The organism is Bifidobacterium eulemuris (genome assembly GCF_014898155.1).
Classification (GTDB): domain Bacteria; phylum Actinomycetota; class Actinomycetes; order Actinomycetales; family Bifidobacteriaceae; genus Bifidobacterium; species Bifidobacterium eulemuris.
The window spans coordinates 2,259,239-2,286,207 of sequence record NZ_CP062938.1 but is presented as its reverse complement, the minus strand read 5'-3'; the positions used below and the strand labels follow the sequence as shown (position 1 = coordinate 2,286,207).

Below are 26,969 nucleotides of genomic sequence, written 5' to 3'. Positions count from 1 at the left end.
TTTCTCCTCGTCATCCTGAGCGGAGGGCGCAGCCCGGAGTCGAAGGATCTCCGTCACTATTCGCAAGAGATGCTTCGACTCCGCTGCGCTCCGCTCAGCATGACGAGCGTTTGACAATCTATTCGAGATCAGGCACGACGCCGCACGACGAACGCGACCACGGCACCGACGGCGCACAACACCGCCACGGCCGCAAGCGCGACCACGCCCGCACCAGTGACGGCGACGGACGGACCATCCGAACTACCGTCCTGCGAAGACTCGCCGTCGGAACCCGCACCCGAACCCGACCCATCACCCTCACCGGGACCGGGAGTCGGATCCGGTTCAGGTTCAGGGTTCGCAGACGGATCCGGGTCAGGATCAGGAGCCGGATCGGGGTCCGGGTCTGGGCTCGGCTCAGGTTCAGGCTCAGGGTCCGGAGTCGGCTCAGGTTCAGGATCCGGAGACGGATCTGGCTCAGGCTCAGGATCCGGGTCAGGATCAGGAGTCGGGCTCGGCTCGGGGTCGGAATCCGTCGTGGCCTCTTTCACGACGACCGTGTAGCTTTCCGTGATGCTGGCGTCGGCTTTGAGTGTCACCGTAACCGTAGCCGCATCCGAGGGCTTGGAGAAGTCGTACGACAGCGTGTAGTCGTCGGCCGTCAGCTCCACCGTGCCCGCTCCCGCGGCGTACACGCCGGTGACGTCAAGATCGTCGGCCGCGATCTCATCACCCACCTGATATTCGGTTTTATGCGGGTCGACCGTGATATTGGCCAGCCGCTCGCCGGACAGGCCCGCGATGGCATCGTCGATCAGCTTCGCTACATCCGCGATGTCCTGTTCGGTGTAGGTGCTGCCGGCAAGCAGCACCTTGGCCGCCATCACCGCCTGGTCGAGCAACGACAGGGACTCGCTGGTGTAGGCGTCGCGATCCACGTCTTGGGCGCGTTTGACGGCCTCGTCCAATGCGGTCGAGTCGGGTTTGGTGTGGCTTTCGGTTTTCTTGACCAGAGAAACCTCATCGATCGAACCCCAATCGCCGGCCCCGAACGATCCACCGATGGAGATCTCCACGCTGCCCTCCTCTCCCACGGTGACGGTCGCCGAAGCGGAATGCCAATCGTTCCATGCGGTCAGGCCCAATGTCGCCGAGACGGCGGCCTCGTCGGCGTCGCCTTTGCCGGAGAGCGTCAACGGATTGCTCTCGGCGTCGCCTCCTTTGTACGCGCCCTCGCTTTTGGCAGTCAGCGTGTATTCGCCGGGTTCCAAACCGGAGATGGTGCGTGAGGCGGAGAATTCGAAGGCCGAACCGTACCAGAAGCACAACGCCCGCTCTCCGTCGGAGGGGTTCTGCTTTTTGATGGATGCGGCGCCGGAGATGCCGGAGATGGTCCACGCGCCATCGTTCGACGAATCCTCGAAACTGCCGTCCGTCACACGGTTCATGGTTGCGGTGTCAACCACGGTGATGGTGGCGGTGGCCTCATGGCCGGCGGTTGTGGTGCCGGTGATGACATACGTCCCGGCGCCCCGAATCCAGTCGAGCGCATCGGACTGCCAGGTGACGGATTCGGTTTCATCCACCCCATCCGTATACTCGGCGGTCACCTCGGCGGGAAGCATCGCCTTGATGGCTTCGATGGAGTCCGTGTCCGCGGCGGAGATCTCCACCGGCGTGATCGCGGAGAACACGTGCTCGGTGGCCGCTCCCGTATGCAGGTAGGAGAAGATGTTCAACGAAGGCAACGCCTTGCCGTCGAAATCGAACAGCGCCTGGTTGTCGACGCCCGTGCCTCCCCAATACTTGCCGGCGTCGGCCGGATCGTATTCGCCTGCGGCTTCGGTTGCCCAGCCTGCGCCATAGGTGTTCCACAGCTCAACAAGCTCAGCGTTGCCTTTGCCTCCGGTACCGACCGGCAGCCAAGAGGGTTCCCAGTAGAACACGCCCAGACCGTCGTTTTCGCCGTCGCCGTCGTTGTCGCCAACGTTGTTGACGGCTTCCGCGACGTCATGAACGGCATCGGCCTGACCTTGCGGGCTGATGTCGTATTTCTTCAGCTCCGTGCCCGAAACCTTCTTGGGAACCGTGTTGCTGTCGTCATCGCCGTCCTCCAACGTGTATGCCCACGACGTTTCCGCGACCATCACGTCCTTCTTATAGGTGGAGGCCACCTGCTTGAGCACGTTGGTCAGATTCTCGGTCGTGCCATGCCAGAACGGATAGTACGAGCTGGCGAACACGTCGTAGTCCACTTGGTTGTCGTTGAGCCACTTGGCGAAGTTAGCATAGCTGCCCACACGATCCGGATTGGTGAAATGCAACACCACCTTGGCATCCGGAAGCGTTTCACGAACGGCGCGGGAGCCCGCGTTGAACACCTTCGACATACCGGTCCATCCCGTGACGCCCGCGATTTTCGCCGTGGTCTCGTTGCCGATCTGCACCATGCCGACGTCCACACCGGCTTCCTTGAACTTGTTCAGGCTTTCCACCGTATACTCGTACACGGCGTCGGCGGTCTTATCGGCGTCGCCTTCGAAGGATTTCCATGCCTTCGGCGCCTGCTGTTTGCTGGGATCCGCCCAGAAGTCGGAGTAGTGGAAATCGACCAGCACTTTCAGCCCGGCTTCGGTGGCGCGCTTGCCCATGGTGATGGCGCGGTCCACGTCCACGTTGCCGCCGCCGTAGCCCTGCCCGTCCGCGGTGTAGGGATCGTTCCACACACGCAGGCGCACGTAGTTCATGCCGCCGGCTTTCATCAGCGCGAACAGGTCTCCGGCGTTGCCGTCGGAGTCTTTGAACACGACTCCGCTTTCCTCCAGAGACAGCATCGACGAGATGTCGCCGCCGCCGATGAAGTCGTCGGAGAGGCCTTCGATTCTCCGTACGTTGATATCCGCGCGCACCGGTTCCGGATCAACAGGATCGACAGGATCGACGGGATCCGGGCTGACCGGAGGCTGTCCGTTCTGCCGCACGGCGATCACATAGGAGCGTTTGGCCAGACGGTTCTCCGAAGTGACGTCCACACGCAATGTTCCCGTGGTCGCGTCATAGCCGACTTCGGCGGACTGTTGCGGCTGGGAGGTGCGGACCACCACATCGGCGCCCGCGTCGAAACTCACATCCTGCGCAAGCTCGACGGTCGCACCGCCCTCTTCCGCGGCGGCGTTCATATCCACGGCCACGCCGGCCACGGTGATCGACTGAAGCGTCGTACTGGATTCCGAACCGACGTATGCCGCCATAATGCGCGTGTATTCGCTTTGGGTGATCGGCAGAATCGAGCCATGCCGCTTCTTCAACGAGCCGAAATCAATATTCGCACCCTTCGACCAGGCGGCACCGGTTGCGTCGGATAGATCGGTGGTCACGTACGGCACATAACCCTGCTTGTTGGCGAAACGGTCGGCCATCACGCCATAGGTCGGCACGCTCTCGCCGTCGTCGCCGGCCGCCCAATCACTCTCGTTGTATAGGAACAGCTCGCCGCCTTCCAAGCCAATGGTGGTATTGAGCATCGTCTGCGCGCCGGAACCGGCAGTGTTCTGATAGTTGTTCAACCAACCGACGAATTCCCATCCGCCTTTCGCATTGAGGTTCTCGGTCGGGCTGTTGCCTTTGGCCACGGCATACAGGTCCTTGCTGCGTTCCATGAAAATGGTGCCGGAACCCGTGGCCCGATACCACCAGTCACCCACTTTGAGCACGGAGGAATCCAGCATGGGATTGGTGTAGTCGATCCACTTCACCGGCTTGGACGCCGTTTTGAAATCCTTTGTGGTCACGTAATACACGTTCTGGGATCGCGAGGTGATATTGCCTTCGGCGTCTTTGACCACGCCGAATTCGTCGCCGGGATCGTCGCCGACCGCGAAGAACACCACATACTGTTGGTTCTCCTCATCCCATACGGCTTCCGGTGCCCACGCGTCGCCGCCTGCCTCCGTCTCTCCGGTGACGATATTGGTGATGTCGCTGGCCACATCCAGCGTCCACGGCTCGCTCCAGTGCACCAGATCGTCGGATTGCCAGACGATGAGCTGGGTGCTGGCGTCGTCCACGGTCCCGTCCCAATTGCCGCCTCGTTCGTAGATGCTCAGATCGGTGGCCAATAGGGTGAACGTGCCGTCGTGTCCGCGCAGAATGTAGGGGTCTCGCACGCCTTGTTCGCCGAGGTCGCTCATCAGCGCGGGATAGCCGTCCTTTTTGGTGTCGGTCCATGAGACGCCGTCCTCGCTGACCGCGAAGTACATCTGTTCGTCGGTGGATTTCAACTCGTCGCCGGTGAAATGCGCGAACAGATACGCACTGGTGGGTTCCTCCTCGCCCTGCGCCTTGACGGTGACGATGAACTCCTTGTTCGAGGAGACCTCGCCGCTGGCGATGGTGGCGGTCAGCGTCACCGTCACATCGGCATCCTGACGCGACACCACGGCCTTCGTCGCTCCCCCATCCGTCGCCAAGGACAGCGCTTCGGAGGGCTCGACGTTCCATGCGATGGAGGATCCGTTGACGCCCGTCGAGGGAAGTTCCATATCCTCGTACAGTGCGTCAGCCACCGTCAACGCCTCTTTGTCGGCGGCAACCTTCTCCTCATCGCTCAGCTGCGATTCGGCGAACACCTCCAAGGCATCCGCCTGCGCGATCGCGCGCACCTCGTCCGCGCTGAGCGCCCTGTCGTAGATTCGCATATTGCTGACGTCACCGGTGAATAGCTTGTCGTTTTTGTACGCGGATTTGGCGATGTAGTTGCTGGTGTGCGCCTTCAGGTCGGCGATGCCCACCGTGGATTCGACCGCGGTTCCCACCTGCTCACCGTCGACGTAGGCCGTCAGCGTCGACACGCCCTCGCTCTCGCCCGGTTCGATGGTGACGGTCACCTGCTTCCAGACGTCGGCGGTAAGTCCCAGACCCTCCACGCGCTGCTCGTTATTCCAGTTGGTGGAGGAGATCACGGCTCTGTCGCCGTTGGCACTGACGAAGAACTGCCCCGTGGCGGCGTCGCCGTCGCCTCCCAGATTCCACAGGAAGTTGTTTCGCGTTTTGGCCGTCGCGTCAGGTTTCGCCATGATGCTCACCGTCGCCGCGGTTTTCCCTTCCAACAAGCCATCCGGCAGTTTGACGTAATTGCCGCCGTCGAAGGATAGGACGCCGCGCCCCCAGGTTTGGGAGCCCTCCACCGTTCCGTCGTGGCCATGGCCACTGATGTCTTTCAGCGACTGTCCTTCGCCATCGGCGAAGTCGTATGCGGCGATAAGCCCGTCCGTCGCGACCGCCGGTTCGCCCACGTCCTCCGCCATGGCCGGGGCAACACCCAAGCCCAGCGTCGTGACGGCAGCCGTCAGCGCCGCGAGTAGTCGTCGAGACTGAATCATTATGCTCTCCGAATCATCTGTGATTTGCGATTCTCTGGATTTGGATTCGAGGCGAGCAGATCACCCGCTCATCCACTCACAGCACCATCATTGTGCTGCGAAATCCAGTAATTACAGTTGGTACACCTGTATACCAACATCGTAAGCGTATCACGGAAATCATTTTGGTGCAACTGTGTACCACAGTTACGTCAAACAGAGCGGATGCACCAACCGACAATGAGCCAAACGCTATCGGGTGGTGCTGCGTTCGATGACGCGCGAGGGGGTGGTGAGACGCTCGGCGGACAACTCCTCGCCGCCGATGCGCGCGAGGATGCGCTCCACCGCGGTGGGCGCGGTCCAGTCGAGCCGCGAATCCATCGTGGTCAGCGGAATCTGCAGGTACGCGGCCTCTTCGATGTTGTCGAAACCGATCACCTGCACCTGTTCGGGAATCTCCACGCCATTGGCCTTCAATGCGGAAATCACACCGATCGCCAACTGATCGTTGAACGCGACGACGCCGTCGAAGGGCACTCCCGAGTCGATCAGCCGTTGCGTCACCTTCGCGCCCGAACCGATGGTCCAGTCCTGTCCGGTGTTGCCCACCAAACGCGGATCCAGTGGGTGCCCCTCGCGCAGGCACTCCTCCACCACGCCGCGCAGACGCAGTTGCGCGTTGCCTTCGATGGCCCGCAGCGCCTCGGCCTCGTCGTATTCCTCTCGCGCGCCCACCACGGCCAGCGAGCGCACGCCGCGCGAGAATAGATAACGGGTCGCCTCGCTTGCGGCCTGCACGTCGTCGGGCGTCACATGGTCGGCCCGTCCCCATGTGGTGCGCGCGCCGACCACCACGAGGGGAAAGTTCACATCCAGGTCTTCGGGGTCGAGTTTTTCGACCTCGCTCATGGAGAGGATCATGCCGTCGGAGACGGTGTTGTTGAAGGATTCCAGCAGCGCGCGGGCGCCTTTCGCCGACCCTTCGGCGTAGGTGGTGACGTAGACGGAATAGTCGCGTTTGCGGGCCTCGTCGATCACCCGGTTGGCCAGTTCGGCCAAATACGGCGGGGTGAGGCTGGGCACGGCGAGGGTGATGAAGCCGGTGTGGTCGCGGCTGAGGTTGCGGGCGGCGACATTGACCTGGTATCCCAGTTCGTCGATCACCTGCTGCACGCGAAGGCGGGTTTTCTCCGCCATACGCCCGGACCCGTTGATCACATTGGACGCGGTTTTCAATGAGACGTCGGCCTCGCGCGCCACGTCTCGAAGCGTCACACGCCTGCCGTTGCCTCCCTGCGCCACCATACCTCACCTCCGTCCGCTTGATGCACTCCTTGTTAGTCTAGCCGCTGACGCGTGATCAGCACGCCATTGCGCTGAAGCACACGGCCATGCGCGACGCCGGGGACCGGCGCGCAGCGGTATTCGACCAGCGGAACGCCCGTGAATTCCGGCACGTTCACCGGCTTCTTCGATCCACGGTTGAAGTAGAAATCGAAGACCACCCTGTTTCCGCTCTCGTCGACGCCGACACGCCTGGTGTGCATCAGACGGCTGTCCGCTCGGGTCGAGGCATCGCCGAACTCGGTTTCGACGAACCGGGCGATATCCTCACGCCGCAGATCGCAGCCGACGTAATATCCCACGCCGGCACCGTACGCATGACGGGTAATCGCCGGCCTACCGCCCAACTCCCAGTCTTCGGCACCCTCGCCCTCATAGGTGGCGAGCACCGCGACATCGTCGGCCTCCCCATCAGTGACCGTGGCGACGCTCTGCCACAGGCGACTGCACGCGCCGTTGGACAATCCCACCGCGGAAGCCTCGCCTTGCGCCTCATCGCCCACGATATTGAACTCCTCCGCGCGCACGCCGAGCACGTCGCGCAGCAGGCCGCCGCCCGCGCCCGGATATCCACCCAATCCGACGCGGAAGGAGTCGTCGACCAGACCGGTGGCGTATCCGACCACCACCGTGCCGCCGGCGGCCGCGAAATCGGCGATACGACGCGCGTCCGCGTCCGAAAGCACCAGCACGGTGGGCAGCACGACGATGTCGTATCCACTCCAATCGTCGCGCAGGGGCGTCACGTCGGCGCGAAGGCCCGCATCGAGGAACGCGCGATACCAGTCGCGCACGTCATGCCAGTGATTGAGCTTCATCGTCGGCAGGGTCTCGCTGCGCGTGGCCCATTCGGAATCGGCGTGGAAGAGGATGGCCGCGCGCGAACGCTCCACCTCGCTCCCCTGGATCCCCGCGTCGGACAGCGCCTGCAAACTCTCCCCCAGCTCGCACACCTCGCCAAACAGCGCGCTGTCGGCGCCCGCATGCGGCACCATCGCGGAGTGGAAGGCCTCCGCGCCGGAACGCGACTGCCGCCATTGGAAGAAATTGATCGCATCCGCGCCGAACGCCACATGGGCCAACGCGTCACGCACCAGCTCGCCGTGGCGTTTGCGGGCGTTCAACGGCTTCCATTGCACACCGGAGGTGGAATGTTCCATCACATACCACGGCTTGCCCTGCGACAGCCCGCCCATCAGCGCGTCGGAACAGGCGAGTTCGTCGAGATGGGACTCACCTTCGTGGAAATAATGATCGTTGGAGACGAAATCCACCTCGTCGCTCCACAGCGCGTAATCCATGGCGCACTGGTCGGTGGACACCATGAAATTCGTGGTGAACGGCTTGCTCGGGCAGATCGCCTCGATGGCGTCGCGTTCGGCCTTGTAGAAATCGAGCAGCATATCGTTGCCGAAGCGCTCGAAATCGAGCTGTTGGGCGGGGTTGACCATGGAGTCGCCGCCCATGTGGCGCGGTATCAGCACCTCGTCGAAGGAGTTCACATGCTGCGACCAGAAGGCGGTGCCCCACGCGTCGTTCAGCGCCTCGACAGTGCCGTAACGGCGCTCGCACCAGTCGCGGAAGGCGGTCTGCGCGTTGTCGGAGTAGTCGTGACGGTTGTTCCATCCGTACTCGTTGCCTATATGCCAGGCGGTGACGGTGGGATTGTTCCCGTAACGCTCGGCGAGCCGGCGGCACATGGCCAGCGCGTACTCTTTGAACACCGGACTGGTGGGGCTCCACGACTGGCGCGAACCGGGGTTGACCACATGGCCGAACCTGTCGCGCGGCAGCACCTCGGGATGCCGTTCATACAGCCACATCGGCGCGCTGGCCGTGGCGGAGGCGAGGTCGACGGCGATGCCGGCCTCGCCGAGTTTGGCGATGATGCGGTCGAGCCAGTCGAAATCCCACTCGTCCTCGCGCGGCTGGATGCGGCTCCAGCTGAAGATGGCAAGCGCCACGGTGTTCACGTGGGCGCGGCGCATCAGTTCGATGTCCTCATCCCACACGGATTCCGGCCATTGGTCGGGATTGTAGTCCCCGCCGTAGGCGATGCCGCCGCCGTTCGGCGTGAGCAGCCGCGGCCAACGAAATTCTCGACGCATACGTCCCGTCCTTTGTCTCTCGCTCCTCGAGTGGACCCTATTCCTTGACCACTATTCCTTGACCGCGCCGGCGGCGAGGCCGGACTGCCAGTACTTCTGCAGCATGAGGAACGCGATGACCAGAGGAATGATGGTGATCAGCGATCCGGTGATCACGAGGTTCTGGATCGCCTGACCGCCGGCGGTGCTCGCCTGGTCCTTCCACTGGTTCAAACCGATGGTGAGCGGATACCAGTCGGAATCCTTAAGCATGATCAACGGCAGGAAGTAGTTGTTCCAGGTGGCAACGATGGCGAACAGGGCGGTGGTGACGATGCCGGGCGCGAGCAGGGGCAGGCTGATCTGCCAGAAGGTGCGCCATTCGCCGGCGCCGTCCACGCGGGCGGCCTCAAGCAGTTCGTCCGGCACGGCCTGGTCGGAGAAGATCCACATGAGGTACAGGCCGAAGGTGGAGACGAGGCTGGGGATGATCATCGAAGCGGGGGTGTTGGTGAGCCCGAGCTTGGCGAACAGGAGGAACTGCGGGACCGCCAGTGCGATGCCGGGCACGCTGATCGCGCCGATGATGATCACGAAGCAGGCCTTGCGGCCCGGGAAGCGGAATTTGGCCAGCGCATAGCCGCCCATGATGGCCAGCAGAGTCGCGCCGCCCGCGCCCAACACCACATAGAGGATCGTGTTCAAAAACCAGCGGGCGAAGATGCCGTCCTGGTAGGTGAACACCGTGGCGATGTTGTCCCACAGGGCGAAGGTTTTGCCGAATCCGAGGCCGAAGGTGGAGGTGAAGTCCGCCTGCGTCTTGGTGGCGTTGATCATGAGGTAGACGAAGGGGAAGAGGCAGTACACGGCGAAGATCGCGCACACCGCGGTCAGCGCGACGGAGCGGGTAGGATTCGCCGGATTGGAGAATCCGTTCTTCGCGAAACGCTTGCGCTCGGCCTTCTCGTCTTGGGCGATGCGCTTTTGACGCGCCTTCTCGGCCTTTTTCGCGGCCTTTTCCTGTGCTTTGAGGTCGGTCATTTCATCTGCTCCTTCATGCTCTTGAGCTGCACGATGTAGGCGATGGCCATGGTGATCACCGCCATGGTGATGGCCAGCGCGGCGGCGTAATTCGACTGGTTGCCGCTGAAGCTCAGGTTGTAGGCGTACATGTTCGGCGTGTAGTACGTGGTGATCGCGTTGCCCGGAACCATGTTCTGCAGAACGCTCGGCTCGTTGAACAGCTGGAACGAGCCGATGATCGAGAAGATCACCGTGATTGCCAGCGAACCCTTGAGCTCGGGCAGTTTAATCTTGCGCACGATCTGCCATTCGCTCGCGCCGTCGATGCTGGCGGCCTCATAGAGGCTGTGCGGAATGGTGGAGAGCGACGAATAGAAGATCAGCATGTTGTAACCGGTGAATTCCCATGTGTTGATGTTCACGATGGCGGCGAGCAGCACATCGGGGCTGAGCACGTCGATATTGGTGCCGAGCAGGTCGTTGAGCGAGCCGACCAGACCGTACTTCGCGCCGTACACGAAACCCCAGACCATCGTCGAGACCACGGCCGGCACCGCGTACGGCAGGAAGGTCGAGATGCGGAAGAACTTCGTGCCGTGCAGTTTCATCGAGTCGAGGGCGAGCGCCATCGCGGCGGCCAGGAACAGCATGATCGGCACCTGCACCACCGTGAACAGGGCCACGCGGCCCACCGAACTCCAGAACTGCGTGTCCACGAACAGTCGCGCGTAGTTCTCGAGGCCGACGAACTTGGTGCCGCCGACCATCTGCCGCTTGAAGAAGCTGATGTAGATGGCGTAGACGATCGGGATGATGAACACGAATACGAACACCACGGCGAACGGTCCCATGAACTTCCAGCCGCGCCAGTCGCGCTTGTGCTTGTTGACGGGGATTTCCGGCGCCGTCGCCGCCGAGGTCTGTGCGGTCATGACTTGTCTCTTTCGGATGAGGTGTGGGGGTGGAGCTGCGAGGCATGACGAAGGCGGGTCCCACGCGGGGTGGAAACCCGCCTTCCGCTGCTACGCGTTATGAGAAATCGGTTGATTTCGATGGGCTGTCGACGTATCAGCCCTTGAGGGTGATGGTGTAGCCCTGCTGTTCGCCGTTGTCCGCGAGAGCTTTGGCATAGTTGGCGAAGGCCTCTTCGAGGGTGATCTCCTTGTTGTAGGCCCTGGAGATCTGATCGCCGAAGGTGGACTGTGCGTACGGGTTGTACGGCAGATACTGGAATTCGGTGACGTCGGCCTGGGCCGCTTCGGCGAGGATCTCGTTCACATTCTGCCCGCCGAAGTAGTCGTTGGTCTCCTTATTGGAGTCCGCATCGGTGAATTCGTCGGAGTTCAGGATGGACTTCAGGCAAGACAGCGTACCGGTCTGGGAGTTGAGCACGGCACCGTTGCCATGGGTGATGTACTCGACCCACCTATAGGCGGCTTCCTGCTTGTCGGACTGCGTGGTGATGGCCCATGCGGAGCCACCGTCCTCGGCGCCGATCGACTGGCCTTCCTCCCACTGCGGCATGGTGGTCACGCGCCAGTTGCCGGCCTGGTCGGGAGCGCCGTTGATCAGGTTGATGGGCATCCAGCCACCGATGGTGAGCGAGGCGAGAGTGCCGTCGTTGAGCTCGCGGTTCCAGTCGTCGGACCAGTTCTGGGTCTTCGTGTCGATAAGGTCCTCATCGATGAGTTTCTGCTGGAACTCGATGTAACGCTGCATTCCCTCGTCTTCGGTCATATCGATGGTGATGTTCTCTCCATCGACCTTCCAAGGCTGCGCGCCGGCCTGCCACGCCTGCGCGGTGAAGGGCTGGTATTCCATGGAGCTGCCCGCGTTGTTGGTGATGTAGGAGCCGATGGCGCGGATCTTCTTGGCGGCCTCGTAATAGTCGTCCCACGTCTTGATGTCTTCGGCGTTCACGCCGGCTTCGTCGAACACGGCCTTGTTGTAGAAGAACATTTCAGGACCGCAGTCAATCGGCAGAGCATAGGGCTTGCCGTCGTACTGCACCTTGTTCCACGGGCCGGCGGTGAAGTCGTCCGCGTACTCGTCGGCGCCGAACTGGCTCAGATCCACCAGGTCGCCGGTCACCGCGAACTGGGTGACGGTGGGATCCTCAAGCATCACGGCGTCGGGGGCGCCGTTGCCGGCCTGCACGGCGTTGCTCAAAGCGGTCTGGGTGTCGGCCGCGGTGCCGGTGTTGTTGAATTTGACGGTGATATCGGGGTTCTCCTCCTCGAAGGCCTCAATCACTTCGTTGATGACGTTGCCGGAATCCCAGCCCCAGATGACGATTTCCGTGGTGGCGTCTCCACTCGAGGAACCGCCATCCCCTGCACCGTTGCTGGAACCGCAGGCGGCCATACTCACAAGGGTCGCCGCGGCGGCCGTTGCGGCGATGATCTTCTTACCGTTGCGCATGTTGCTCTCCTTCACTCGCGCCGCCCGACCGGCCTTGCGGTGGCTTCCGCTGCCACCGCGCCCAGCAGGCGACGCTGTTTGGTTATTGGGGCCTTCCCCGTTGGTACATCTGTGTACCAATGCCTCTATGATACACCTGTGTACCAATCTGTCAAACATCCCCGACACGCCTGGTATTCCCAGGAAAACAGCCTCCAGCACCCGTGAATCACAGCCCACAGGAACCAATCATGACCTCGTAAAAGTCCTTGCGGTCCTGCCGGCACTCGACACTTCCAGTCCACGAGAACCTATCTGCTTCGCGGTCCGCAAGAACCTATCTGCGTTACGGGTAGTGGATTTGGCGGTCTGCGGAGGTCGATCTGCGTTACCGGTAGTGCCATATCGGCCATATCGCTTCTAGCAGGCCCGGTATTCCGCGGATCATATACGGCCTCAGCGCATATGGGCACTACCCGTAACGCAGATCGACCTCCGCAAAGCCTCTTGAACACTACCGGTAACGCAGATATACCAGTATCGGACGTATGAGATGCTTCGACTCCGCTGCGCTCCGCTCAGCATGACAAATAACCATTATCAACGTCATCCTAGAGCGAAGGGCTTCAGCCCGAGGCGCAAGGAGCTCCGTCGCCATTCACGAGAGATGCTTCGGCTCCGCTGTGCTCCGCTCAGCATGACAAAAGAGGGAAACGTTCTGCCCGAGATGACGAGTAAACGGATTACATCGACAGCACGATGTTGGCGAAGTGCGGGATCACATCGGTAGTACGATATTGGCGAAACGCGGGATTACATTGTCAGTACGATGTCCGCGATGCGCATGGCAGATTCCCGGTGTGAGACCAGTACGACGGCCTTGCCGGACGGGTTGTCCATGCCGGTCTCAACACTCTCATCGTTTGTGCCGTGCGCATGTTCAGCACCGCACGCACCTTCAGCGCCGTGCGCGTTTTCAGTGCCATCCTTGTCAATCCTGCGCTCACGGGCATTGGGACGCGCCAGATCGTTGATCGACTGGAGGATCACGGCTTCGTTCAACGCGTCCAGGCGACTGGTCGGCTCGTCGAACAACACCAGATCGGCGTCACGCAAGAATATGCGCGCCAGGCCAATGCGTTGGCGCTCTCCCTCGGACAGGCGGTCACCCAACTCCCCCACCTGCATGTCAAGGCCATCAGGCAATGATTCAATCAAATCCAACACCGAGGCTTTACGCAGCGCCTCGTGCAGCATGCCATCAACGTCATCGGCCCTGCTATCCTCATCAACCCCATCAGGCAGGGCGATAAGCAGGTTCTCGCGGATGGTACCGTCGAAGAGGTGGGTTTCCTGACTCATCATGGTTTGCACGCGGCGGCGATGATGCGCGTCGACCCGCGGCAACGCCATGCCGGACAGAGTCACCCGACCGCCTTGCGGATCCCAATAGCGCATCAGCAGCTTCAATGTGGTGGACTTGCCCCGGCCGGACGGGCCCTGCACGCCCAGCACGCCATGGCGCGGCACGTCCATGCCGAAGTCGTCGAGCACCTTCTCCCCCGGCTTGGAATCGTAAGCGAAATCGACATGCTCCATCGCCATTCCCGTATAGGCAGGCGATTCGAAGCCTGTTTCCGTCACGGCCGGCGCTTCGTCCATCAGCGCGAACAGTCGGCGTGCGGAGGCGAAGGTCTGCGTAAGATTCGCGGGCAGCGCACTCAGCGCCAAAGTCGGCCCGAATGAGCTGGACAAGAGCACGACCGCCGTCACCAATACGGGGATGCTCGCCGGCTCGACAGTGGCCTCGGCGATCGCCACAGCCGCCGCGGCCGCTGTCAGCACCAGCACCAGCACGCCGCCGACGCCGGCGAATCCGGCGTTGACGCGGCTCAGATGCGCATGTTCGGCCCACAGCGCCTTGGTGCGTTCCACGATGCCGGCAACGCGGTCCTCGCCGCGGCCGAAGCGGATGATCTCGTCGAGGCCGCGCATATCATCGAGTACCGCGTCGTCCAGCGAAGAGGATTGGCGGCGGATGGTGGGGCCGAGGTTCTGCACGCCGGTGGTGAAGAAACGCGGCACGATCACACCGATAATCAGATGCGAAACGACAAGCAGTAGCGCGAGCCACGGGCTGAGCGTGAGTAGGACGAGCGCGTACACCACGCTGGTCGCCACGGCGATCGCGACCGGCGAGATCGTGTGCGCGAAGAAGATCTCCAGTAGTTCCACGTCGGTGGTGACCAACGCGATCAGGTCGCCCTTGCCTTTGCCGGCGAGCTTCGCGGGGGCGAGGCGGCGCAGCGCGGCGAACGCTTTGGACCTGAACAGGGCGAGCAGACGGAAGGCCACGTTGTGGTTGAGATACTGTTCGACGTAGCGCATCAAACCGCGCAGCAGCGCGCACACCACCATGCAGATGACGGCCGGCGCGACGCCCATCCCCCAGACGGGATTGCCGGCGAGCGCGAACGCGGCGACGATGCCGAACACCGGCAGGAAGGTGGCCGCGAGATGGCCGACGGTTCCGGAAACGACCGCGGCCGTCATCAGATGCGCGAGCGGCGTGGCTTCCTTGAGCAGACGCGAGACGAGACGGAAGGTGCTTTCCGTCGGCGCGTTCGGCCCATCGGGTTGTTGACCACTGTGGGAGGTCGCGTCGGCGGCGACCGTGCCGATGGTTGCGGATCGGCTTGCGGACGATGCCGACGCCGACGATGATACCGGCGTCGATTCCGGCACCGCGGCCGGTGACGTTGGTGCGGGGTCAGCCGTTGCATCCGCGGGCTCATGCCCCCGGTCCATGAGGCTCCGGTCGGCGTGATGGGCGGGATTGGAGACGGATTCGATGGCTTGCTGCGTGTGGTACAGCGTGGCGTAGGTGCCGTCGGCGGCAATGAGTTCGGCGTGCGTGCCGGATTCGACGGCCGCGGCATGCGAGAACACGACGACCTGGTCGGCATCGACGGCGTTGGCCATGCGATGCGTAATCATAATGACCGTTGCGCCACGGTCGGCGAGTTCACGGATTGAGGCGAGGATTAGCGCCTCACTTTCCACATCCACGCTGCTGGTCGCCTCGTCGAAGATCATGATGGCGCTGTTGTGCAGCAAGGCGCGGGCGATGGCGATGCGCTGGCGCTGGCCGCCGGAAAGATTCGCGGAGTCGGCAGCGATGGGCATGTCCAATCCAACCGGCTGGACGCGTACGAAGTCAGCCACGCGGGCGCGCTCCAAAGCCTCCCACAGCTGGTCATCGGTGGCGGCGGGATCGGCCATCAGCAGGTTCTCACGCAGGGTTCCGGCGAAGAGGTGGCTGCGTGCGCCGACCAGAGTGATCGCGCGGGTGAGCGAGGCCGCGTTCAGGTCGGCAAGTTCCATGCCGGCGATGCGGATCGAACCGTCGTATCCGGTGATTTGGCCGGCGAGTAGGGCCGCCGCGGTCGATTTGCCGGAGCCGGAGACGCCGACGATGGCGGTGAGTTGGCCGGGGCGAGCGGTGAAGGAGACGTCGGCGAGCGCCGTGGTGGATTGCCCTTCATCCGACATATAGGCGAACGAAGTCGCGGAGAACTCAACGTCCACGCTCGTATCCGCAGGCAGATCGCCATCGCCATGCTGGGGTTCGGGCGCGTCCAGCAGCGCGAAAATGCGCTTGGTGGAGGTCATGCCGTTCATCGCCACATGGAAGTAGGAGCCGAGTTGGCGCAGGGGAATGAAGAAGTCGGCGGACAGCAGCACGATCAGCAGCACGCCCGCAAGGGAGAGCGACGTCCCTACGGTGAACGGCAGCAGCGAGGAGAGCGCGCTCTGTGTCTGCCCGGTGGCGGCGGATCCATCCGAACCGGCGTACTGCCAGAGGGCCACGCCGATGCCGGCCGCGGTGCCGCCGTAGGCGACCGCGTCCATGGCGGCCAGCGAGCGCAACTGGATCTGCAGCACGCGCATGGTCATCACGCGGAAGGATTCGGCCTTCTCATCCATGCGTTCGGCGGCCTGCGCGTCGGCGTCGAAGGTTTTGAGGGTTTCCAGGCCTTGCAGGTTGTCGAGGAAGGCGGCGCCCATATCGGTGTAGCGGCCCCAATACTTTTTGAACGCTCGGGAGGCGCTCATGGCGACCAATCCGACGACGATCACGATCAGGGGCGCGCAGACCAGCAATGTCACGGCGGTGGGCATGTTCAGCGGCGCGATCACGGCGAACAAAGTGATCGGCGCGAGAATCGCATAGAACAACTGCGGTAGGAAGAGTTCGAAGAACGATTGGATCTGTTCGACGCCTTCGCCGGCGGACTGCACCACGTCGGCGGTTTTCACGCGCGAGGAGTAGGAGGGGCCGAGGGCGAGCATTTTGCGGTACAGCCGCTCGCGCAGGCCGAGTTTGACGCGTTCGGCGGCTTCGGTGCCACAACGGGCCGCAAGACGGGTGGTGATGTAGCGCACCAACGCGCAGGCGATGAGGACGCCCGCGTACAGCATCATGTCGCCGGGCAGCACGCCCACGGCCGCGATGCCGAAAAGATTGGTCGGGCAATCGGCGCCGGCGGCGGCATCACAGGCGAAGGAATGCGGATCGGCGGCAAGGACCATGGCGGACAGCATCATGACCAACGTGCCCACGAACACGATATTGGCCAGCAGGCCGATCCACATGCACAGCACTTTACCGGCGATCAGCCGTCCGATGCCGGGCGCCACCTGAAACAGTCGTTTGTCGAACATGCGAACCTCTCAGCGAACCGTCGGCGCGGTTGTTCGCGCCTAGCCACCTGTCACCTTAGCGGCCCGCGCATACCCGTGGCAAGGGATTCGCCCGACTTTTCGCATGCGGCGTCGTCGCCTTGCGAATTCCGTGGGCAGTCCGCGGCGTATCACGCATAATCATGCGTTCGAAATCGGCTTGGTATCAGGGTTCACGCAAACGAGCGCCATCACGGGCTCCATCAGCGCATATGGCCGACAACCTACGGAGCTTCAACGCTCTGCTCAAAGCCTTGCCGTTACCGCAATCGGAGCGGAAGCACGGACGCCCCACCACCCGAATCGACCTTCGAGCTCGCGCGCTCTTTCTACAGGCTGAGGAAGAGCTCGTGGATGCGGGTGTCGTCGGTGAGTTCGGGATGGAAGGCGGTGGCGAGGATATTGCCTTGTTTGAGGCCCACCACGTTGCCGTTCACCTCGGTCATGACCTGGGCGCGCGGGCCGACCGAGACGACGTAGGGGCCGCGGATGAACACGAGCGGGAAGTCCCGCACCTCGCCGAAGTCGGCGGTGGCGGCGAAGGAGCCGAGCTGGCGGCCATAGGCGTTGCGACGCACGGTGGCGTCGAGCGCGGCGAAATATACGTTGTCGTCGTTCTCCAGACGGTCGGCGAGCAGGATCATGCCGGCGCAGGTGCCGAAGACTGGCTTGCCGGCGGCGATATGCGCGGCCACTTTCTCGAACAGGCCGGTCGAACGCAGCAGCTTGCCCTGCGTGGTGCTTTCGCCGCCGGGCAGGATCACCCGGTCGATGGACCCGTCGAGGTCGTCGGCGGCGCGCAGCAGCTTCCACGGCGCGCCAAGCCGGTCGAGCATGGCGGCGTGTTCGGCGAACGCGCCCTGCACGGCGAGGATGCCGGTCACACCGTGGGTGGCGTTTTCAGCGCCCTCGGACGCCTCTTTACTGATGTATTCGACTGCTACGACCATAAGTGCTTCTCAATCCATTCTTTAGAGGGTCTACTCCCGCCTTTGGTGCGAGATGCTTCGACTCCGCTGCGCTCCGCTCAGCATGACGGAAAAGGCCGGCCATCTGGGGAGCAACCGTCCCTTCCTGTCATCCCGAGCGGAGGGCGCAGCCTGGAGTCGAGGGATCTCATCTCATGTCGTCGCGGAACGGAAATCTTACGATTCGTACGGAGTGGGTTTTGTTATAAGGATGGCTCCGGCGGCACGGAAGCCCACTGGGCTTCCTCTTCGGCCGCCTCGTGGCGAATGAGCTGCCAAGCGGCTCATTCGCCACGCGCCGCCATGATGGTTTCGATTTCGTCTTCGTTGATGCCGACCATCGCCTCGCCGAGGTTTTCGCTCAGGCGCGCGAGCAGGTCGGCGTCCTGCCAGTTGGCGGTGGCCTGCACGATGGCGGCCGCGCGCTTGGCCGGGTCGCCGGACTTGAAGATGCCGGATCCGACGAACACGCCTTCGGCACCGAGCTCCATCATCAGGGCCGCGTCGGCCGGAGTGGCGACGCCGCCGGCGGCGAAGTTGACGACCGGCAGACGGCCGTTGTCGTGCACGTAGCGGGCGAGTTCCACCGGCACGCCCAGCTGCTTGGCGGCCTCGAACAGCTCGTCGCCGCGAAGCCCCACGAGTTCGCGGATCTGCTTGTTCATCGTGCGCATGTGGCGCACGGCCTGGATCACATCGCCGGTGCCGGGCTCGCCCTTGGTACGGATCATGGACGCGCCTTCGGCCACACGACGCAGCGCCTCGCCGAGGTTCTTCGCGCCGCACACGAACGGCACATCGAATTGGGTTTTGTCGATGTGGTAGACGTCGTCGGCCGGGGAGAGCACTTCGGACTCGTCGATGTAGTCGATTTCGATGGCCTGCAGAATGCGCGCCTCGGCGACGTGCCCGATGCGCACCTTCGCCATCACCGGAATGGACACGGCATCCTGGATGCCTTTGATCATGGCCGGGTCGCTCATACGGCTCACGCCGCCGGCGGCGCGGATGTCGGCCGGGATGCGTTCCAGTGCCATCACCGCGCACGCGCCGGCGTCCTCGGCGATGCGCGCCTGTTCGGGCGTGGTCACGTCCATGATCACGCCGCCCTTGAGCATCTGGGCGAGGTTCTTGTTGAGTTCGTTGCGGTTCTCGGCCATGTTCTCTTCCCTTCCATGACGTGCGGTAAGTGCCGCGGGCGCACAGTGTCGCGCCTCGGCATCGCATACGACGCCGGCGTCGTGCCCTCCACGCGCCGGTCATCCTCCCACATGCTAAAGCGCGTCCGCATCATGACACGCGGCGCGCCTATATTCCGGCAATAAGCAAAACCTATAGCGTCTTATCGAAGGCCGCGCTCCCACCGACAAGTCCCGCTCCCAAACCTCGGTCTCAGGCAGGCAGCTCATCCTCAGACAAATCCATCCACACGCCCCACCACCCGCTGTCACAATCCCACCCGGCCGCGCCGCTCCCGCATTCCGCACATCGTCAGGCCAAGCCAAGCGCAGGCTTCGCCGGCACCCAGCACCCGGTCATCCACATTTGTATCGGCGGACAAAAGGAGCGGGACCTTTTTGATGGAGGCCACAAAGCCGCGGTCGGCTACGGCCGCGTAACCTGAGCGATAGTGTGGCCACGAACCCCTTAAGGCCACGTTCGCAGAACGGATATGTGCACGAATGCTGACCGAATACACCACCCCCGGCACCATCGAGGTGCGTGACGACGAAACGCTGTACTCCCTGCTCACCGAACGCATCGCCCGCACCGGCGAAGACACGGTGATCGCCTCGAAGAAGCTGGGACCGGGCCGCTGGCAGGACGTGACCACCGGCGAATTCTCCCGCCTGGTGCGCGCCGCGGCGAAGGGCTTCATCGCCTTCGGCATCGAAAAAGGCGATGCGGTGACCCTGTTCTCGTCCACCCGCTTCGAGTGGGGCGTGCTCGACTTCGCGCTGGCCGCCGTGGGCGCGGTGAACGTGCCGATCTACGACACCGATTCCGCCGCGCAGGCCGAACGCATTCTCAACGATTCCACGGTCCGTCTCGCGATCGCCGACGACCGCGAGCGCTTCGACCGTCTCGACTCCGTGCGCGACCGTTGCCCCGCGCTGCGCCAGATCCTCATGATGGACGGCAACGCGCTCGGCGCGCTGGAAGGCATGGGCGTGGCCGTCTCCGACGAGGAGCTCGAGGAGCGCATCGCCTCGGTGCGTGCCGACGACCTCGCCACCATCGTCTACACCTCCGGCTCCACAGGCACGCCGAAGGGCGCCGAGCTCACCCACCGCAACTTCCTGTCCATCGTGCGCGCCGGCTATGAGTGCCTGCCTGAGATGATCTGCGAGGGGCTCCCGCGTCTGCTGCTGTTCCTGCCGCTCGCCCACTGCTTCGCCCGTTATATCCAGTATTGTTCGATCGGCTCCGACACGGGTGTGGTCGGCTATCTGCCCGACACCCGCTCGCTGCTGCCCGACCTGCGTTCCTTCCGCCCGACCTATCTGCTCGGCGTGCCGCGCGTGTTCGAGAAGGTGTACAACGCCGCCACGCACAAGGCCGGCATGGGTATGAAAGGCCGTCTGTTCGCCAAGGCCGTGGCGGCCGCGCGCGTGTGGAGCCGCAAGGAGCAGAACGGCGAGGCGCACACCGCCCGCGAGATCGCCGAACGCGCGACCTACGAGACGCTGGTCTATCGCACGGTGCGCGGCGCGTTGGGTCCGAACATCAAGTTCGTGGCGTGCGGTGGCGCGCCGCTCGACCCGGATCTGGCGCATTTCTACGCCGGCATCGGACTGCCGATGATCCAGGGCTACGGCATGACCGAAACCGCCGCCCCGTTCACCGTGACCCGCGCGTCCGACAACAAAATCGGCACCGTGGGCCAGCCCGCGCCCGGCTCGTCGGTGCGCATCAGCGAGGACGGCGAAGTGCAGGTCAAGGGCGCGAACGTGTTCGTCGGATACCATAACCTGCCCGAGAAGACGGCCGAGACCTTCACCGAGGACGGCTGGCTGAAAACCGGCGATCTGGGGTCGCTGGACGACGAGGGCCGCCTCGCCATCACGGGCCGTAAGAAGGACATCATCATCACGGCCGGCGGCAAGAACGTCTCCCCCATCCCGCTGGAGGAGGAGATCGTCAAATGCCCGATCGTGGAGCATTGCGTGGTGGTGGGCGACGCGCGTCCGTTCATCGGCGCGCTGGTCACGCTCGATCCGGAGAGCCTGCCGATGTGGCTGGCCGCGCATGGCCTGTCCGTGGATACGCCGGTGGACCGTCTGGCGACGAACGCGGCGGTGCACGAGGAGATCCAAACCTATGTGGACCGCGCCAACGCGACCGTTTCGCGCGCCGAATCCGTGCGCAAGTTCGTGGTGCTGGGCACGCAGTTCACCAATGAGAACAAGTGCCTGACGCCTTCGCTGAAGGTGGTGCGCCCCGCAGTGAACCGCGTCTTCGCCGAAACGATCGCCACCCAGATCTACGGCGACAAGCGCTGACGCGCGCTCGGGCTGCGACGGAACGGAGCCGCGTAACGCAAAATGGGCCGGCCGATCGCCATCATCTCGATGCGATCGACCGGCCCGCCTTATCGTCCGTCGCCTACGCCACGTCGGACTCCGGTTTGGGGATCAGGAAGGAGCTGAGCAGCGCGAGGAGCAGAATCACGGCGCCGCCGATCATACTGGCCGTATATCCGGCGGTCGCGCCCGAGGATTCAGTGAACGCATCCATAATGCCGTACAGAATCGTATAGCTGATGCCCGCGCCCAGATTGAACGCCCCGGCGTTGAAGCCCGGCAGGTAGCCCGGATTGTCTTTGGGCGAGAGCACTATGCCCAGACCGTTGAGCATGATGTTGGCGGTGCCGGCATAGCCCACGCCCATGGCCAGCGACATGCCCAGCAGGCCGACCGCGCTGGGCGACTGCGCGACGAACACGCCGAACACCGCGGCCGCCACGCTCACGATGAGACCGCAGCGCAGCACCTTGCGATACCCGAATTTGGTGGCGAGCACTCCGGAGATCGGACCGAACACCAAGCCGATGATGGCGTATGGAGTGAGCGTCACGAACGAGGACACACTTGCCGAGATGTCCGCGCCCGCCTCGGAGTCCTGCGCGATGGCGGGCACCACGCCGTTCATAATCGCGAACACGCCAGTGAGGGTCAGCAGGGCGGTGAGCAGCAGCCCCCATGTGCGGCGCTGTTTGATGTAATGGATCGGCGACATCGGATGACTGCTGCGCTTCTCGATGTTCCAGAACACGACGAACGCCACGGCCGCGACCGCCAACAGCACGCCGATCAGCAGCCAGTTCGCCTCGGTGATGCGCTGCATCGAATTCACGGCGGTGAGGGCGGTGCCCACCGCGAGCACCAGGAACAGCACGCCCGGCCAATCCATACGCTCGTTCGACTCCTCAGCTTTGCTCTCATCGGCGACGATGGCGACCAGAATCGTGGACAACAGTCCGATGCCCGCCATAACCCAGAAGATCGGACGGTATCCCCACGTGCCGGCGATCCATCCGCCCGCGATGGCGTCGACGCCGGCGATGCCGCCGTTGACGGATGTGATGATGGCCATAAGCTTGGTGTATTGCTTTTCGTCAGGGACCCTCACATGCAGCATGATCATGCACAGGGTCACAATCGGTCCGGCCGTGCCTTGGAGCAGTCGGCCGAGCAGCAGAACCGGCACGTTGGGCGCCAGCGCGGCGACGCTGCATCCGCAGACCGTGGCCAGCAGCATGCCCAGCAGCACCTTCTTACGTCCGACAAGATCGGCCAGGCGGGGAAGGAACAACGAGAACAGCGCCGACGAGGTGAAGAACACCGTCTGGGAAAGGCCTATCTGAGTGGCGCTGGTGTTCAGTTCCTCCTGCATCGTCACCAACGCGGGCGACAGCATGGAGGCGTTGAGTTGGAACGCGAACGTGGCGGTCAGGAACGCGACCATAAGGAAGGCGACGGATTTGCCGCCTCCGTTCCGCCGCACGGACGACGAGGATCGGACGGTATCGTTCATCGCGGTTCTCCGATCGTGTATGTCGACTTCGACATGGATAAACTCCTTCGTTTTCTTCAGCGGATAACGCGATGTCACAGGCCCCGCTTCGCGGCCTTCATACCGTGACAGAAAACAAGATAAATCGTTTTGGCATTAATGTCAAAACATAGTTTTTTGAAAAAACAGCCCACCGATGGGCACCGGAGCCCTGTTTTTAAGCCAACATGCGCCCATCCGCGGAGACCCCGCGCCGGCGACACGCCGATTCAGTCCGAAAAATGCAGCGCATGAATCTTTGACATCAATGATGAAACGTTTTATCTTGAGTTCAGCCAAAGTCTCCCCACTCCACGACCCGGCCACCGACAACCATGGCCGCGACGACCCCGGCCAGCCACACCCATTCCGAAGGATCCCACCCATGCCTCACACAGCACACCCCACGCCGCGACGCGATCGCGGATTCCATCCCGACCCCACCCTTATCGGGCTGATGGCATCGCTGTTCCTCGCCATCTTCTCGTACCAATTCAACGCGTCCATGGTCTCCCCCGCCCTGCCGACGATGAGCGCCGAACTCGACATCACCGCCGCGCAGGCGGCGGACACGCAAACCGTCTTCTTCACATCCTCCGCCATCTTCTCGCTGTTCCTCCCCCGATTGGGAGACATCGCCGGACGCAAACGCACCACCATCGGCATGCTGGCCGTCGCGACCATAGGCAGCGCCATCGCCGCCGCCGCGCCGAATCTCATCCTGCTCACGCTGGGACGCGTGCTGCAGGGCGTGACCGGCCCGATCATCTCCCTATGCCTGCTGATGCTTCGCGAGCGCGTCACGGACGACCGCACCTACGCCGTTCTTCTGGCGGCGGTGACATGCACCAACGGAGGCATCGCCGGCCTCGACGCCATCGCGGGCGGATGGCTCGCCTCCGAATTCGGATACCGCGCCGTGTTCTGGACTTTGGCGGGCACCGGAATCTGCGGCATCGTGGCCATTGCGATCACCGCGGACGAAAGCCGAACTCCCACCGCGGCGACCATGGACTGGCCAGGAGTGGCCTGCCTCGCCCTGGCGGTCGGCACGCTGCTCTGCGCCATCTCAGCCCTACGTTCAGGCAGCATGCCCACATCGACCTCGATCGCGCTGATACTCGTGGCCGCATGCGCATTCGCCGCCTTCTGGCGGATCGAACGCCGCGCGACATCGCCGCTCGCTCCGACCGGCTATCTGACCCAGCGAAGCACCTGGGGCTTTCTCCTCACCGTTTTCATCGCCCTCATCGGCGTATTCGCCCTGATGAACGGACTGATACCGGCGATCGCGCAGGACGCGCAGGGCGGCCTCGCGCTCAGCGCAGGCGATTCCACCATCGTGACGCTGGTGCCATACGCGCTGGCGGGCATGCCCATGGCGATCCTCTCCGGCGTACTCGCCGCCCGCAACGGATATCTTGCGGTGTTCCGCGCCGGACTTGCGCTCACATCACTGGCCGCGTGCTTCGGCGTGTTCGCCGCCCTGCACCCAAGCCGACCTTCGATCGCGGCGCTATCCGCGATGCTTGGCCTGGGGTATGTGGGTATCGTCAACATCATGATCAACGCGCTGGCGGTCGAACTCTCCCCGAGCGACAGCCCCGGCACCCTGCCTGGACTGACGGCGGGCACCTTCAACCTCGCCTCCGGCATCAGCTATCTGCTGCTGTACGGCGCGCAAGAGGGCGTCGCGGACAGGATGGGAGCCCAATGCGGATACGCCGCGGCCTTGGCGGTCAGCGCCGCGACCATGGCGCTCGCTTGGGGCTGCTCCTTGCTCATCCCACGGCGCGTCCCCTGAGCGGACGAGCCATGGGACGCGAGGCGTAGCTCCCCCGCGCGGAGCATGGCCGTCTACCGGCAGGGTGCCGTGCTGTCCCGCACCACCAGCTGCGGCGTGTACATGGTGACCACGCGCTCGCGGTCGGGATGACGCACCCGCTCCATCAGCATGCGGGCCGCATCCATGCCCATCTGTTCGTTGGGCTGGTGCATGGTCGTCAGCCCCGGAGTCATCAGTCCGGCGAACAGCACGTCGTCATAGCCGATGACGGATCGGTCGGCGGGGATGGAATACCCCATCTCCGCGGCGACCTTGCACACGGCAAGAGCAGTCAGATCATTGCAAGAGACCACCGCCGTGAACGCTTCCCAATCCATCATGCGGGCCAGCTGCAGGGCGGTTTCGTAGGTGTAGTCCCCCTCGTACACCAAGGATTCGTCATACTCCACCCCTTTGGCGGACAGCGCCTCCCGATACCCCTCATAACGGCTGCGCGCGCCCTCCAAATGCATGGGGCCCGTGATGCAGGCGATACGGCGATGGCCGAGCCTGAGCAGGTAATCCGTCGCCGTCCGGCCGCCGACATGGTGGTCTCCCGCCACGGCATCGCTTTGGTCCGTGCCGGAAAGATCCATCAGCACATGGGGGACGCCCCGGGAGACAAGCGTCCGCAGACTCGCCGAGGTCTTCCGTTCGTCACCAGCGGCATTGGCCAGGATGACGCCTTCCACGTTTTTGGAGTACATCAGCTCGATGTACTCCGCCTCGCGCGACGGATCGTTGTCGGAGTCGTTGAGCAGCAGACTCCAGCCCGCATCGTGGCAGGCGCGCTCCACCCCTTTGGCGAACGAGGAATAGAAGCCGTTGCTGATGTCCGGAACGATCAGCCCGAGGGTGTGGTTGGCCCCTTGCCGCAGATCGCGGGCCGCCTGATTGCGCACGTAATGCATCTCCTCGGCGGCGCGGAGCACCTTCCGGCGGGTCTCCTCGGAAACCCTAAACGGTTTGTCATTCAGTATCAGCGATACCGTCGGCACCGATGTGCCGGTCGCCTCCGCGATGTCCTTCAACGTCACTCGCATGTTCGCCCCTTTCCTCACCTCATTCTATGCGTTGGCACACGGCGTGTCGCGCAGTTGACATTTTTTCGGATAGATGTTTAATATGTCTTTGCCAAAACGATTTATCAACAAGGAGGTTCCGTAATGGCAAAGCACAGGATCATCATCGACTGCGACCCCGGACACGACGACGCCGTCGCGATTCTGATGGCGGCCGGCCATCCCGACATCGAGCTGCTCGGCATCACCACCGTGCGCGGCAACCAGTCGCTGGAGAAGACCACCCGCAACGCGCTCAACGTCTGCCAGTATCTCGGCATCGATGTGCCGGTGTACAAAGGCATGAGCGTTCCCATGGTCATCGAGCCGAGGCCCGTCGAGGAACGCGTGCACGGCGATTCGGGACTTGACGGCCCGGTGTTCGACGAACTGACCAAAACCATCGAGGACAAGCACGCCATCAACTACCTCATCGACACCCTGATGGCCTCCGACGGCGACATCACGCTGGTTCCGACGGGTCCGCTGACCAACGTCGCGATGGCGATGCGCATCGAACCCCGCATCATCCCCAAGATCAACCAGATCGTGCTGATGGGCGGCTGCTACCAGCTCGGCAATGTCACGCCTTCCGCGGAGTTCAACATCTGGGCCGACGGCGAGGCCGCGCACATCGTGTTCTCCAGCGGTGTGAAGGTGACCATGATGGGACTTGACATCACCCGCAAGGTGCTGTGCTATCCGTCCGTGATCGAGCGGATGAGCAAGCACGACAACCGCGCCGGTAAACTGTTCTGCGATCTGATGACGTTCTTCAACAAGGGGCAGAAGAAGACGTTCGGCTGGGAGGGCGGCCCGCTGCATGATCCGACCACGGTCGCCTATCTGATCGACCCCTCCATCGTGACCGTCAAGAACATGCACACCGACATCGAAATCAACAGCGAGCAGAGCTACGGCCGCACCAACTGCGACTACTTCCTGCTCACCGACGACGTCAAGAACACCGATGTCGCCATCGACATCGACGTGGAGAAGTTCTGGGATCTCGTCGAGGAGTGCATCAAGTACTACGACTGAAATCAAACCAATCTCGAATAACCGCATGCGCTGGTGGCCTGGTTCGCATATCTGACGAACCAGGCCACCAGCGCATG

The 26,969-nt window shown here is 63.2% G+C and carries 14 protein-coding genes; 3 read left to right on the top strand and 11 right to left on the bottom strand.

Annotated features, from left to right (window positions below; genetic code table 11):
* Nucleotides 1-128: 128 nt before the first annotated feature.
* The 9 genes from BE0216_RS09475 to pdxS all read right to left on the bottom strand — a co-directional run bounded on the left by BE0216_RS09475 (nucleotide 129) and on the right by pdxS (nucleotide 19,070).
* A complete protein-coding gene (locus BE0216_RS09475) occupies nucleotides 129-5,363 on the bottom strand; it encodes a glycosyl hydrolase 53 family protein (RefSeq protein ID WP_094637267.1) in 5,235 nt (1,744 codons plus the stop codon).
* A 231-nt stretch (nucleotides 5,364-5,594) separates the two neighbouring features.
* A complete protein-coding gene (locus BE0216_RS09470) occupies nucleotides 5,595-6,650 on the bottom strand; it encodes a LacI family DNA-binding transcriptional regulator (RefSeq protein ID WP_094637266.1) in 1,056 nt (351 codons plus the stop codon).
* A 32-nt stretch (nucleotides 6,651-6,682) separates the two neighbouring features.
* A complete protein-coding gene (locus BE0216_RS09465) occupies nucleotides 6,683-8,797 on the bottom strand; it encodes a beta-galactosidase (protein ID WP_094637265.1) in 2,115 nt (704 codons plus the stop codon).
* 51 nt (nucleotides 8,798-8,848) lie between these two features.
* Nucleotides 8,849-9,817 carry a carbohydrate ABC transporter permease gene (locus BE0216_RS09460; RefSeq protein ID WP_094637264.1) on the bottom strand — a complete coding sequence of 323 codons (969 nt, stop codon included), beginning with the start codon at nucleotides 9,815-9,817 and terminating at the stop codon, nucleotides 8,849-8,851.
* Nucleotides 9,814-10,731, bottom strand: a complete 918-nt coding sequence (locus BE0216_RS09455; RefSeq protein WP_094637263.1) for a carbohydrate ABC transporter permease — start codon at nucleotides 10,729-10,731, stop codon at nucleotides 9,814-9,816. Before BE0216_RS09455 ends, BE0216_RS09460 begins: the two co-directional genes overlap by 4 nt.
* Before the next feature lie 136 nt (nucleotides 10,732-10,867).
* Complete coding sequence (locus BE0216_RS09450; RefSeq protein ID WP_094637262.1) at nucleotides 10,868-12,220, bottom strand: ABC transporter substrate-binding protein; 1,353 nt, start codon at nucleotides 12,218-12,220, stop codon at nucleotides 10,868-10,870.
* A gap of 792 nt (nucleotides 12,221-13,012) precedes the next feature.
* Entirely contained in the window at nucleotides 13,013-16,924 is a 3,912-nt protein-coding gene (locus BE0216_RS09445) for an ABC transporter ATP-binding protein/permease (RefSeq protein WP_094637261.1), read from the bottom strand.
* A gap of 347 nt (nucleotides 16,925-17,271) precedes the next feature.
* Nucleotides 17,272-17,892, bottom strand: a complete 621-nt coding sequence (pdxT, locus tag BE0216_RS09440) for a pyridoxal 5'-phosphate synthase glutaminase subunit PdxT (protein WP_094637260.1) — start codon at nucleotides 17,890-17,892, stop codon at nucleotides 17,272-17,274.
* Between the two features lie 302 nt (nucleotides 17,893-18,194).
* Entirely contained in the window at nucleotides 18,195-19,070 is an 876-nt protein-coding gene (gene pdxS, locus BE0216_RS09435; protein ID WP_094637259.1) for a pyridoxal 5'-phosphate synthase lyase subunit PdxS, read from the bottom strand.
* A gap of 522 nt (nucleotides 19,071-19,592) precedes the next feature.
* On the opposite strand from pdxS, the gene BE0216_RS09430 reads away from it, so the two are divergent.
* Nucleotides 19,593-21,413: an AMP-dependent synthetase/ligase gene (locus BE0216_RS09430; protein ID WP_094637258.1), complete on the top strand. Its 1,821-nt coding sequence runs from the start codon at nucleotides 19,593-19,595 to the stop codon at nucleotides 21,411-21,413.
* 103 nt (nucleotides 21,414-21,516) lie between these two features.
* Here BE0216_RS09430 and uriT read toward each other — a convergent pair whose 3' ends face one another.
* The gene (gene uriT / locus BE0216_RS09425; RefSeq protein WP_094637294.1) at nucleotides 21,517-22,947 is read right to left on the bottom strand and encodes a uridine transporter UriT; all 1,431 of its coding nucleotides are present in this window, start codon (nucleotides 22,945-22,947) and stop codon (nucleotides 21,517-21,519) included.
* Between the two features lie 403 nt (nucleotides 22,948-23,350).
* Here uriT and BE0216_RS09420 point away from each other — a divergent pair, with 403 nt between their 5' ends.
* Complete coding sequence (locus BE0216_RS09420; protein ID WP_158217235.1) at nucleotides 23,351-24,769, top strand: MFS transporter; 1,419 nt, start codon at nucleotides 23,351-23,353, stop codon at nucleotides 24,767-24,769.
* A gap of 53 nt (nucleotides 24,770-24,822) precedes the next feature.
* On the opposite strand, the gene BE0216_RS09415 is transcribed toward BE0216_RS09420, so the two are convergent.
* Nucleotides 24,823-25,833, bottom strand: coding sequence for a LacI family DNA-binding transcriptional regulator (locus tag BE0216_RS09415; RefSeq protein WP_094637256.1), 1,011 nt, complete (start codon nucleotides 25,831-25,833; stop codon nucleotides 24,823-24,825).
* A gap of 123 nt (nucleotides 25,834-25,956) precedes the next feature.
* Between BE0216_RS09415 and BE0216_RS09410 the strand changes: the two genes are divergently transcribed.
* On the top strand, nucleotides 25,957-26,892 hold the full coding sequence (locus BE0216_RS09410) for a nucleoside hydrolase (RefSeq protein WP_072723466.1): 936 nt from the start codon (nucleotides 25,957-25,959) through the stop codon (nucleotides 26,890-26,892).
* Nucleotides 26,893-26,969: the final 77 nt, after the last annotated feature.